This window comes from Clostridium sp. AF22-10, assembly GCF_003478725.1.
Lineage (GTDB): Bacteria > Bacillota > Clostridia > Lachnospirales > Lachnospiraceae > Otoolea > Otoolea fessa.
Genome location: NZ_QUFZ01000002.1, coordinates 141,362 through 153,487, shown reverse-complemented (window position 1 = coordinate 153,487; position 12,126 = coordinate 141,362). Strand labels below are relative to the sequence as shown.

Annotated in this window: 16 protein-coding genes; all 16 read left to right on the top strand. The window is 49.7% G+C overall.

Annotated elements, in window-relative coordinates; all coding sequences use genetic code 11:
• The first annotated feature begins 76 nt into the window (after positions 1-76).
• Complete coding sequence (locus tag DWX91_RS17070; protein WP_243033913.1) at positions 77-235, top strand: hypothetical protein; 159 nt, start codon at positions 77-79, stop codon at positions 233-235.
• Between the two features lie 28 nt (positions 236-263).
• Positions 264-1,340, top strand: a complete 1,077-nt coding sequence (locus DWX91_RS02180; protein WP_347560923.1) for an FtsW/RodA/SpoVE family cell cycle protein — start codon at positions 264-266, stop codon at positions 1,338-1,340.
• 82 nt (positions 1,341-1,422) lie between these two features.
• Entirely contained in the window at positions 1,423-1,818 is a 396-nt protein-coding gene (locus DWX91_RS02175; protein ID WP_022359519.1) for a methylglyoxal synthase, read from the top strand.
• Complete coding sequence (locus DWX91_RS02170; protein ID WP_182431289.1) at positions 1,815-2,792, top strand: D-alanyl-D-alanine carboxypeptidase family protein; 978 nt, start codon at positions 1,815-1,817, stop codon at positions 2,790-2,792. The genes DWX91_RS02175 and DWX91_RS02170 overlap by 4 nt, the downstream gene beginning before the upstream one ends.
• 87 nt (positions 2,793-2,879) lie before the next feature.
• Entirely contained in the window at positions 2,880-3,299 is a 420-nt protein-coding gene (locus tag DWX91_RS02165; protein WP_022359521.1) for a hypothetical protein, read from the top strand.
• Between the two features lie 412 nt (positions 3,300-3,711).
• Positions 3,712-4,467, top strand: a complete 756-nt coding sequence (locus DWX91_RS02160; protein WP_118538227.1) for an aminopeptidase P N-terminal domain-containing protein — start codon at positions 3,712-3,714, stop codon at positions 4,465-4,467.
• Entirely contained in the window at positions 4,353-4,952 is a 600-nt protein-coding gene (locus DWX91_RS02155) for a M24 family metallopeptidase (RefSeq protein ID WP_243015187.1), read from the top strand. The genes DWX91_RS02160 and DWX91_RS02155 overlap by 115 nt, the downstream gene beginning before the upstream one ends.
• 2 nt (positions 4,953-4,954) lie before the next feature.
• Positions 4,955-5,584, top strand: coding sequence for an aminopeptidase P family protein (locus DWX91_RS17065; protein ID WP_243098952.1), 630 nt, complete (start codon positions 4,955-4,957; stop codon positions 5,582-5,584).
• On the top strand, positions 5,470-5,892 hold the full coding sequence (locus DWX91_RS17060) for a M24 family metallopeptidase (protein WP_412693811.1): 423 nt from the start codon (positions 5,470-5,472) through the stop codon (positions 5,890-5,892). Before DWX91_RS17065 ends, DWX91_RS17060 begins: the two co-directional genes overlap by 115 nt.
• Positions 5,889-6,014, top strand: a complete 126-nt coding sequence (locus tag DWX91_RS17820) for a M24 family metallopeptidase (protein WP_284525703.1) — start codon at positions 5,889-5,891, stop codon at positions 6,012-6,014. Before DWX91_RS17060 ends, DWX91_RS17820 begins: the two co-directional genes overlap by 4 nt.
• Positions 6,015-6,038: 24 nt before the next feature.
• Positions 6,039-7,700: a peptide ABC transporter substrate-binding protein gene (locus tag DWX91_RS02145; protein ID WP_118472331.1), complete on the top strand. Its 1,662-nt coding sequence runs from the start codon at positions 6,039-6,041 to the stop codon at positions 7,698-7,700.
• A 194-nt stretch (positions 7,701-7,894) separates the two neighbouring features.
• On the top strand, positions 7,895-8,485 hold the full coding sequence (locus tag DWX91_RS17055) for an ABC transporter permease (RefSeq protein ID WP_243098951.1): 591 nt from the start codon (positions 7,895-7,897) through the stop codon (positions 8,483-8,485).
• Positions 8,440-8,814 carry an ABC transporter permease gene (locus DWX91_RS17050; RefSeq protein WP_243015181.1) on the top strand — a complete coding sequence of 125 codons (375 nt, stop codon included), beginning with the start codon at positions 8,440-8,442 and terminating at the stop codon, positions 8,812-8,814. The genes DWX91_RS17055 and DWX91_RS17050 overlap by 46 nt, the downstream gene beginning before the upstream one ends.
• Positions 8,815-8,822: 8 nt before the next feature.
• A complete protein-coding gene (locus DWX91_RS02135; protein WP_243098950.1) occupies positions 8,823-9,833 on the top strand; it encodes an ABC transporter permease in 1,011 nt (336 codons plus the stop codon).
• 13 nt (positions 9,834-9,846) lie between these two features.
• Positions 9,847-10,938 (top strand): ABC transporter ATP-binding protein, encoded by a 1,092-nt coding sequence (locus tag DWX91_RS02130; RefSeq protein WP_118293701.1) that lies wholly within the window; start codon positions 9,847-9,849, stop codon positions 10,936-10,938.
• Positions 10,922-11,896 carry an ABC transporter ATP-binding protein gene (locus tag DWX91_RS02125; protein ID WP_118472332.1) on the top strand — a complete coding sequence of 325 codons (975 nt, stop codon included), beginning with the start codon at positions 10,922-10,924 and terminating at the stop codon, positions 11,894-11,896. Before DWX91_RS02130 ends, DWX91_RS02125 begins: the two co-directional genes overlap by 17 nt.
• Positions 11,897-12,126: the final 230 nt, after the last annotated feature.

Genomic DNA, 12,126 nt, shown 5'->3' with positions numbered 1-12,126 from the left:
AACACCTTCTGACTGCCGATCGGGCGGCTGTTCGCCGGAACTTCTGGATCTGATTCGCGCAGATTTCCTGAGGAGCGTGTCACGTTATCTGGAGATTGATCCGGGGGATGTGACACTCCGGATTCTGAGGACATCCTCAGAACAGCCGGCGGAGGTATTCCCGGCGGTCTGTGCGTCGGTGCCGGTTCTTACTTTAAGGAGCCATTTACAGCATGATATTCGATTACCAATTTAGAAATTACAACTTTCGAGCCCTCATTTATATGATTCTGCTGAGTGTTCTCGGCATTTTGGTTGTCGGGAGCGCCAGCAATCAGGACCGTTCCTCTGTGATAAAACAGGTTATCGGAGTGGTTGTATCCCTGATTATCTGTCTGGTTCTGTCTTTGATTGATTACCATCAGTATTTCCGATTTACCACGCTTATTTATGTGGTCTGTGCCGGAATGCTGGCGGCAGTTCTTTTGTTTGGACGTACCACCAAGGGCGCGACCCGCTGGCTGCGGATCGGCGGGATTCAGATCCAGCCGTCCGAGTTTGTAAAGATCGGTCTGATCCTCATCCTGGCGAATTTTCTTTCCAGAAACCGGGATAAAATCAATGAGCCAAAGACATTGGGGATGACGGCGCTTATCTGTGTCCTTCCGGTCGGCATGGTATATTTACAGCCGAACCTTTCCACCACCATCGTCATCTGCTTCATGATTCTGTGCATGGTTTATGTAGCCGGTATCAGTTACAAATGGATTGCCGGTGCGGTGGCGGTCGGGGTACCTGGATTTGCGGCGCTTATCTATCTGTCGCTGCAGGGATTCATCCCGTTTCTCCAGAAATACCAGGCACAGCGTATCATGGGAAAGATTTTCCACAGCAGCAGTGAATTTACGGATCTGAACCGTCAGCAGGATAACTCCATGATGGCGATCGGCTCCGGGCAGCTACGCGGCAAGGGGCTTTTTAACAACACATTAAGCTCCGTCAAGAATGGAAATTTCCTCTCGGAGGAACAGACGGACTTTATCTTCGCTGTTATCGGAGAGGAGCTTGGGTTTGTCGGCGGCGTGGCGGTCATTGCCCTCTATGCGCTGCTGGTGTATGAGTGCCTTTGGATTGCGGCGCGCGCAAAAGACACAGCTGGACGTCTGATTGCATCGGGCATGGCGGCGCTTCTGGCGTTCCAGAGTTTTGCCAACATTGCGGTAGCCACGGGAATCTTCCCGAACACGGGTCTTCCGCTTCCTTTCATAAGCTCCGGACTTAGTTCGCTGCTCAGTATGTTTATCGGAATGGGAGTTGTTCTCAATGTTGGATTGCAACGAAATAACGTAACCGTTCAGTAAGTACATGCATGGACTGTGAAGCTGCATGGAAATTGAATTTTATGGTTATGAAAAATAGGAATCATTAAGGAGGCAGGTATAGATGTATATCGGGTTAATCGCACATGATGCGAAGAAAAAACTGATGCAGAACTTCTGTATCGCATATCGCGGCATCCTGAGCAAGCATGAACTCTATGCGACAGGAACGACAGGCCGCCTGATTGAGGAGGTTACGAATCTGACCCTCCATAAATATCTGCCGGGTCATCTGGGAGGTTCCCAGCAGCTCGGCGCACAGATCGAACACAATCAGATCGATCTGCTGATTTTCCTGCGCGATCCGTTGGCGCCGAAGCCGCATGAGCCAGATGTTAATGATGTTGTCCGCCTCTGTGATATTCACAATATCCCGATGGCGACAAACCTGGCGACGGCAGAGCTTCTCGTCAAGGCGCTTGACCGCGGCGATATGGAATGGCGGGAGATGTACAAATGAGAAAACAGACAATCGGACTTGCGGGCGCACTGATGCTTTGCGGTATCGGCATGCTGACCGGCTGTGGTGCCCGCGGTCTGGAACAGGCATATTCATTTCAAGAACGGGAAGCGCAGATGACGCCAGCGGCAGGTGCCGGGCTGGCGCCCTTTTTTGCCTCTTCTCTCTGCGTACCGGAATCTGCAGACGGCGATATTGCTCCAGATGATGCGGTGACGGCGCAGGCGGGCGCATTGTTTGATGTGACCGACTCCAGCGTTATATATGGTAAGAACATCTATGACCAGATGTACCCGGCGAGCATCACGAAGGTAATGACGGCGATCATCGCGATCGAGGAAGGCAATCTTTCCGATGCGGTGACGGCAAATGACGATGTCGTGATCCGCGAGGCAGGCGCTTCGATGGCAGGCATCAAGCCGGGCGATACCTTTACGCTGGAGCAGCTCTTATACGGACTGATGATTCCGTCCGGCAACGATGCAGCCAATGCAATTGCGGATCATATCGCCGGAAGCACGGATGCGTTTGTGGAGAAGATGAATGCGAAAGCGAAGGAACTCGGTGCGACCCACACGCATTTTGTCAATGCAAATGGTCTGCACAGCACCGACCACTATACAACGGCATATGATCTCTATCTGATTTTCAACGAGGCGCTTAAACTGCCGCTGTTTTGTGAGATCATTAACGCGCAGTCTTATACAGCTGATTATACCGATGCAAATGGAGCCGCAAAACAGCAGGTCTGGAAGGTTGGCAACTGGTATCTGAAGGGAGACCGCGAGGCACCGGAGGGAGTGACTGTCTTAGGCGGCAAAACTGGCACCACACAGGCGGCTGGCTACTGCCTGATCATGGCGAGCGATGGGGACGATGGCAAGGAATATATATCGGTTGTGCTAAAATCTGCAAATCGTCCGTCACTTTATGACAATATGACGGAAATTTTGACTAAAATTTCAAATAAGTGATTGCAATATTTATAAATTTATACTATAATTATTTATACAATAAAAGATTTTACATACAACTTAAATAAACTCAAGGAGGAGATTGTTATGGTTCAGATCATCGCAGGAGCAAAGGGAAAAGGAAAAACTAAATATTTACTCGATATGGCGAACACGGCTGTCAAAGAAGCCAAGGGTTCCGTTGTCTATCTGGATAAGAGTTCCAAACATATGTATGAGTTGAATAACCAGATTCGCCTTATCAATGTACAGGAATATCCGATTGATACCAGCGATGGATTTATCGGATTTATTTGTGGTATTATCTGCCAGGATCATGATCTGGAGCAGATGTATCTTGACAGCTTCCTGAAACTTGCCTGCCTCGAGGGAGCGGATATTGAAGAGACCTACAAGACGCTGGAGACCATCAGTGAGAAATATCATGTAAAATTCGTTTTAAGCATATCCATGAATGCAGCCGATCTTCCAGAGTGCGCGAAAGAAAGTGTTGTAGTATCTTTATAAGAGATTCAAAATGAACGAAACCGCAGCTGTCAGCGCAGGGCGGAGACAGGAGACTGTCCGATTCATCTGAAAAAGGAGAATTGGATGGTCTCTTTTTTTTCTAATTTTCTAGTTTGGGCTCAAAACCATCTTTCCACATTTTCATTGAAATGCTTCTTTTGCAGGTACCACCTTTGGGAAAAAATAGATATGCTTTTACATTTTTTTCAAAATTATAAGTATTTCCTATCATGCATATGAAATTTTTTGTATTGGATAAAAAAATTACAAAATATACTGAAAAATAATTGTAAAATTTCGATTTATACGGTATAATGACACGTGTCGGGAGACAAAAGATTCCGATGCGTCTATTTGTGAGACAGATACAAAAGTATGCGGAAATCATTTAAAAGACAGGAAGGAAAATACTATGAATGCAGAATTCTACCAGGGGAACCGACAGCGGCTGTATGACAGCCTTCCGGATCACACCCTGCTTCTCCTGTTTTCCGGTTCTTCCATCCGAAAAACAGCCGATGAAAATTATCCGTTTTATGCCGATCGGAGTTTTCTCTATCTGACCGGCATCGGGCAGGAACACACAGTCCTGATGGCAGAGAAGGACGGAGAAGAGGTACAGGAAACACTTTACATACTTCCGCCGGATATGCTGGCCGAGCGGTGGACCGGGAAACGGTTCACACCGGAGGAGGCCAGGGCGCGATCCGGGACCGCGCAGATCGCATCGAGCGGCGAGTGGGAAAACCGTCTGAAACTTCTGATGCGGAGCGGACGGTTTGAGCGGATTGCGATGGATCTGTACCGGCACGATCCGGAGGATGCAGATACCGAGAGTATCCGGATGGCACGGAAACTTAGAAAGTGGTACCCGGCAGCCACACTCACGGATATTTCCCGTCAGATACGCCGCCAGCGCACCATCAAGCAGCCGTGTGAGATCGAGGCGATGCGGGAGGCAGTCAAGATTACAAGGGACGGCATTTTGGCGATGATGAAGCATCAAAGCCGGGAATGTACGAATACCAGTATAAAGCCGAATTCGACTACGCACTGGCGCAGCACGGATGCCTTGCACCGGCATTTCCGAGTATCATTTCCGCGGGAGCCAATAATTTCTGTATTCACTATTATGAGTACACAGGGCAGGCGAAAGACGGCGATATGATTCTCAACGACGTAGGCGCCCAGTACGACCACCTCTTCAATGATGTATCGCGCGGCTGGCCGTGCAACGGAAAGTTTTCCGAACGGCAGCGACTTCTTTACACATGTGCATACCGGACTTCGCAGCATATGTTCTCCATCATTCGGCCGGGAATGAAGATGGCAGACGTGGACCGGCTGGCGAGGGAATACAATTTCGAACAGCTCAAAGCGATCGGCTTATGTGACCGGTATGAGGATGTCGGCAGATATATCTGGCACGGCGGCGCCCACCATGTTGGCTGGGACACACATGATCTGGTCGATGTCGATATCGTAGAGCCGGGTATGGTTTTCTGCGTGGATATCGGCATCTACTGCGAGGAATGGGGCATCGGCTTCCGCCTCGAGGATAACTGCCTGGTAACGGAGGATAGCTGTGAGAATCTGACAGCATCCATCCCCAGAACGATAGAAGAAATAGAATCAGTGATGGGAGGAGAGTAAGCATGGAACAGTTACTTGCGTATATGCAGAAAGAGCACCTGGATGGCATGTTCATCAGCCGCCCGGTCAATGTAAAGTATGTCAGCCATTATACCGGCGAAGATTCCTGGCTTTTTATCACGGAGCAGGAAAAATTCTTTCTGACAGATCCGCGCTACACCGAGCAGGTTTCCTATGAGTGCCCGGATTACACGATTTTGAACTGGAGAGACACCTACGGCTCCATCGGAAAGGCACTTGCCTACGCGGCGGAAAAGGTTGGAGCAAAGACGATCGGCTATGAAGCATCCCACCTGACCGTTGAACAGTACCAGAATCTCCAGTCGGAGGTAAAAGCAGAGCTGGTACCGGCGGACGGCATCATTGAGGAGTTCCGCTCCATCAAGAGGCCGGAAGAGATTGAGTGCCTGCGTATCTCCTGTGATATTGCTTCAAGGGCATATGAAAAGATCCAGAAGGATATCCGGGTCGGCATTACCGAGAAAGAGCTGGCGGCGCGTTTAAGCTCTATATGGTTCTGGAGGGTGCGGATACACAGCCATACGGCAATATCCTCATCTCCGGTGCGAGAACGTCCCTGCTTCATGGAATCCCGTCTCAGAAAGCGATTGAGTACGGCGATCTGGTCCTGATGGATTATGGATGCCAGTATCACGGTTATTTATCTGATATGACGCGTACTCTGGTAGTCGGACGCGCAACGCCGAAGCAGAAGGAAGTATACAGGATTGAGCAGCAGATGGTCGCCGCGGTGGAAGGATTCTTAAAAGACGGGGTTTCGGCATCAGATGCATATTATGAATCCACGAAGATCATCGAGGGGACCGAGTATTTTCCATATCACTACACAGGAATCGGACACGGCGTCGGCATGTTTGTCCATGAGATTCCATTTATGAGCCTGTTTCTAAAAATATCGTGCATGCCAATAATGTCATGACCGTGGAACCGGGTATCTATATTCCAGGATGGGGCGGTATCCGCATTGAGGATCAGCTTCTCATCACGGAGACAGGCAATGAAAACCTGATCAGCGCCACCAAGGAACTGATTGAGCTTTAATAAAAAAGGACAAGGAGGAATATTATGAGAAAAAACAAACTACTTGCACTGGGATTAGCTGCACTGATGGCAGCGAGTGTAGCGGGCTGTTCCACTCCGAGCGCTTCGGTGGATGATACGAAGGCAGCTGAATCGGGAAGTGACAGTTCCCAGAGAGCAGCAGCGGGCGAAAAGATTTTCCGTTATTCCAACACGGCGGATATCGCGACGATTGACCCTGATAAGACAAACTCCGTAGCAGACGCGACCGTCTCCTATCATATCTATGATGGTCTGTACCGCAACGTACAGGGCGAGCTGCAGCCGGCAACCGCTGAGAGCTATGAAGTCAGCGATGATGGTCTCGTATATACTTTCAAACTCCGTCAGGATACAAAGTGGAGTGATGGACAGACTGTTACGGCTAAGGATTATGAGTACGGTATGAAGCGTCTCTGCGATCCGGCAGCAGCCTGCCCTGCCAGCTATCTGGGTGCTGTTTTAAAGAACGGTGCCAAGGTCAGTGAGGGTGAACTTCCGGTGGATGAACTGGGAGTCAAGGCACTGGATGACTTTACCCTGGAGATTACGCTTGAGAATCCGGCTGATTACTTTGTCAGCATGACAAGCATGAGTGCATTCATGCCGGTACGTGAAGACCTGGTTGAGAAATATGGCAATGAGTTCGGCGGAAGTGCCGATAAACAGGTTTACAATGGACCGTTCGTTGTAAGTGAATACAGTAACGGCAAGGTAGAACTGACGAAGAATCCAGATTACTATGACAATGAAAAGATCAGTCTGGACGGCGTTGAGATTCTGACCGTAGCCGATCAGACTACTGCTGTTTCGATGTTCGATGCAGGCGAGCTGGATCTGGCAGAGGTTCCAACCGAGCTGGCAGCGCAGTATGAGGGCAAGACACAGTCCTACTACAACGGCGCAGACGATTATGCGGCACTGAATCACCGGAATAAATATCTGGCAAACAAGAACCTGCGTCTGGCGATGAACTACGCAGTCAACCGTGAAGAATACATTCTTCTGACCCACAATGGCTTATATCAGGCTAACCAGAGATATGTGCTTCCGCAGGTTCGCGGCGTGGACGGCGAGTACGGCACCGAGTATCCGTTAGAGGCATTCCCACTTCAGGGTGATATGGATAAGGCAAAAGAGTATCTGGATACGGCATTATCTGAATTAGGTCTTTCTAGTGCTTCTGATATTTCCCTGAAACTGGTTGTATCCGATTCTGACACAGCGAAGAAAGAGGCAGAGGTTGTTGCAAACCAGTGGAAGAACAACCTGGGTATCAACGTAGATATCAACATGGTTCCGTACGCAACGAAAAACGCACTCCTGGTTCCGGACAGTGATGAGTACGATATCATCATGAGCGGCTGGGCACCGGATTACTCTGACCCGTACAGCTACCTGGAGCTCTGGTACAGCACCTCCGGCTACAACTACTTAAATTACCACAGTGATGAATACGATAAGTACATCGACGCTTCCAAGACAACTTCCGGTAAAGAGCGTATGGACAATCTGTTCAATGCAGAGAAGACACTCCTGGAAGACGGCGCACTGGTAGCGCTTCAGTTAAGAGAGGTTCCGTATATGGTATCTGACCGTGTACAGAATCTGGGCGCATACTTTGTTGGACTGAACTATGACTATATGTATGTGGACATCACAAACTAATCCATCATCTATCCAAAACATATTGAAAAACCTTAGAAGATGATTGAAGCACCTGCGCTTCAGGATCCGGCAAAGCGGCTGGATTTCTGAAGCGCAGTACATATCCGGTGGCTGCCTGGCGGATGAATGAGCCGTAACCGGCGGCCGGAACAACCGGATTTGGGATGTTCCCGTAGTTAAAGGAGCGTGAACCTATGAAAAAATATATACTGAAGCGGGTGGGAATATCCATTGTGACTGTGTTTGTTCTCGTATCCGTTGTATTTTTCCTGGCAAGGCTGATGCCGGGCGGACCGTTCAATGATCCGAAAATGTCAGCAACCGCAAAGGCCAATTTAAGTGCCTACTACGGATTCGATAAACCCTTACTCCAGCAGTATCTGACATATCTGAATAATCTGATTCATGGAAATTTCGGTTTTTCTACCAAATATCCGAGCCGTACCGTCAATGACCTGTTAGCAGGTGCATTTCCGTATTCGGCAGACCTTGGTATCCGCGCATTATGTTTTGCGATTTCCTTTGGTCTTGTATTTGGTATTATCTCTGCATTAAACCGTGGCAATAAAATTGATTTAATCTTTGTGATTGTAGCTGTATTTGGTACAAGTGTCCCGGATTTTATCATGGGCGCGCTGCTGCAGCATTTCTTTGCAGTCAAATGGGGGCTGTTCCCGATCGCGCAGTACAAGGCTTCGCCTACACGATCCTGCCGTCGATCGGACTGGGATTCTACACGATGGCGTCCGTCTCGCGTATCATGCGTGCGAGTATGCTGGAGGTAGTCCAGCAGGATTATATCAAGACAGCGCGATCGAAGGGCATTTCCAAGTTCCGTGTGACCTGGAAGCATCAGATCCGGAACGCGATCATGCCGGTTGTCACGATCCTCGGTCCGACGGTAGCAGCCGTTCTGACCGGTACATTTGTTATTGAGTCCCTGTTTGCTATCCCCGGCATGGGTAAATATTATGTTGAGAGTGTGCAGAACAACGATTACTCCCTGATCCTTGGCATGACGGCGTTTTACGGCACATTCCTGGTATTCTGCAACATGGTAGTTGATATTCTGTATGGCGTGATCGATCCGAGAGTGCGGATCGGCGGAAAGTAGGTGGCAGTATGGGTGAGATGAAAATGAAAGATGGAAATGTGCTGCCTTCTGAGAATTCCGGCGCAGCAGCAGGCACATCCGAAAACCTGACAGATGGACGCAGGATTACCCGCGACAAGTTTGAGATGGTAGGTAAAAATATTGAAAAAATGGAATCGATCTCCCGACCAAGCCTGACCTTCTGGCAGGAGGCGTGGAGACGAATCCGGACAAATAAGGCGGCATATTTCAGCCTGATTCTGTTGATTGCATATGGATTGTTAGCGATCTTTGCACCGATGTTCAGCCACTACGGATTTGACCAGCAGGATGCCTACTCGATGAGCAAGGGGATTTCAGCAGCTCATTGGCTGGGAACCGACTCTCTGGGGCGTGACCTTTGGGTACGTGTCTGGATGGGCGCACGTGTTTCTTTGACGATCGGTCTTCTGGCAGCCCTTTTAAATACTGTAATTGGTACGGTGCTGGGCGGTTTCTGCGGCTATTATGGCGGCAAGCTTGATATGATCGTCATGCGTATCATCGATGTTATTTATGGTATCCCATCCCTGATCGTCTGTATTTTGGTTATGGTAGTATTAGGCTCCGGCGTTAAGAGCTTAATCATTGCAATGGTTATCGTTGGATGGACGGGAACCTGCCGTTTCACCAGAGGCGAAGTATACCGCCTGAAAGAGCAGGATTTCGTACTGGCAGCCCGCGTCATGGGCGAGTCGGCGTTCACCATCATCGTGCGTGAGATCATCCCGAATATCATGGGTCTTCTGATCACAAACCTGACAATGGCAATCCCGAGCGCCATCTTCCAGGAGGCGTTCTTGAGTTATATCGGTCTCGGCATTTCCCCGCCGCAGGCAAGCTGGGGCGTTCTGGCAAAAGAGGGAACCCGTATGATGACGGCAGCGCCGCATATGCTGTACGTGCCGGCATTCTTTATCTGTACAACCGTACTGGCGCTCAACCAGCTCGGAAACGGTCTGCGGGATGCATTTGACCCGAGACTGAGAGGAACGGAATAGGAGGTAGGAGACAATGGCTAAAAATATATTGGAAATCAAGAATCTGACCTTTTCGTTCCATACATACGGCGGCGTGGTAAAATCCGTCCGGGATGTTAGTTTTAATGTACGCGAAGGCGAGATTCTTGGAATCGTAGGCGAGAGCGGATGTGGCAAGAGTGTTACCTCCCAGTGCATTTTAAAGCTCAATCCGGAGCCGCCGGGATTTTTTGAGGGCGGTTCGATCAAATATAAAGGCGAGGAGATCATCACCAAGACAGACCGCGAGATGCGGAAAATCCGCGGTGTGGAGATTGGATTTATCTTTCAGGATCCGATGACCTCGTTAAACCCGACCATGACAGTTGGAAAACAGATCGAGGAGGTCTTTGTCGGACGGAAGGGGATGACCCGGGCAGAAGTCAGGGAACGGGCGCTGGAGATCCTGCGTCTGGTCGGCATTAATGAGCCGGAGCGCCGTTATAAACAGTATCCGCATGAGCTGTCCGGCGGTATGAAACAGCGTGTCATGATCGCAATCGCGCTGGTTGGCAAGCCAAGCATCATCATCGCGGATGAGCCGACGACCTCGCTGGATGTAACAATCGAGGCACAGATCCTGGATCTTCTGAAGGAACTGCGCGATAAGATGAACACCTCGATTATCCTGATTACCCACGATCTCGGAGTTATCGCCAAGATGTGCGACCGCGTGCTTGTTATGTACGGCGGCAAGGTGGCTGAAAAAGGAACGGTTGATGAGATCTTCTATGAGACGGCACATCCGTACACGGCAGGTCTTATCAAATCAATCGCTACGCTGGATACCTCCAAGAATCAGAAGCTGGTGCCCATCGACGGAACACCGCCGGATCTGTTCGCACCGCCGAAAGGATGCCCGTTTGCAGCGCGCTGTGAGTTTGCGATGAAGGTCTGTTATGAAGAACAGCCGGAATTTCACAGGCTTTCAGACGAACATACCTGTGCGTGCTGGCTGCAGCATGAATATGCGCCGAAGGTGGATATCATGAAAGGGCTGACTGAGGCGCAGAAACAGGAAGAAGAGAAAAATGTTGCGGCACTGCCGGAAGAGAAACGGAGGGGACACCATGGCAAAACAAATTGATAGGAGCACACCCTTGTTTCAGGTCACCGATCTCTGCCAGTATTTCAATGTCGGCAGGGGTAAGGTGCTGAAAGCAGTCGATCACGTGCATTTTACGATTTATAAAGGAGAAACGTTAGGTCTGGTAGGCGAGAGCGGATGCGGCAAGTCCACGACGGGACGGTGCCTGGTAAAGCTCTATGAGCCGGCAGCAGGCACGATTACCTATAAAGGAAAAGATATTTTTAAATACACCCGTGAAGAGGAAAAAGCATTCCGCAAGAATGTGCAGATGATCTTCCAGAATCCACATTCTTCCCTGAACCCGCGTATGACGGTCAAGGATATCATCGGTTCCGGCATGAAACTGCATGGACTGGCGACGGACAAGGATGTGGATCAGAAGGTAGAGGCGATCCTGAAGCGCGTCGGTCTGAACCGCGACCATATGTCCCGTTTCCCGCATGAGTTTTCCGGCGGTCAGAAGCAGAGAATTGGTATTGCCAGGGCATTAGCGGTCGAACCGGAGTTTGTGATCTGCGACGAGCCGATCTCCGCACTGGATGTTTCAATCCAGGCGCAGGTATTAAATATGTTAAAGGAACTGCAGGAAGAAATGGGACTGACCTATCTCTTCATTGCGCATGACTTGAGCGTCGTCAAGTACATTTCCGACCGTGTCATCGTTATGTATCTGGGAACGATGGTTGAATTTGCCGATTCCGAAGAGCTGTATGCACATCCGCTGCATCCGTACACGCAGGTGCTTCTGTCCTCGATTCCGGTTGCGGATCCGAGACTGGTGCGTGAGAAGAAGCGTATCATGGTTAAGGGCGAGATTCCAAGCCCGATCAACCCGAAGGACTGCTGCCGTTTTGCCGAGAGATGTCCGTATGCGACGGAGGAGTGCAGGGCGAAGCTGCCGGAACTCCGGGAAGTGACGCCGGGGCATTTTGTGGCTTGTCATATGGTAAAGTAAATTAAATAGATTCGTGAAGGCGTCGAAGCTGACGGGGACAGGACAGCCTGGCTTCTCAGACTTATCATTGTTCGCTTGCTTTCGCTACAGATGCTCGCCTGATGCGGACTTACATCTGCCTCATTCGGACATCTGTGCTCAAAATGCGTACAATTTGATAAGCTGAAAGCCAGACCGCCCTGTCCTCGTCAGCTTCTTAGTTTTTTGGCTAATTGAAGGAGTAATTGTAG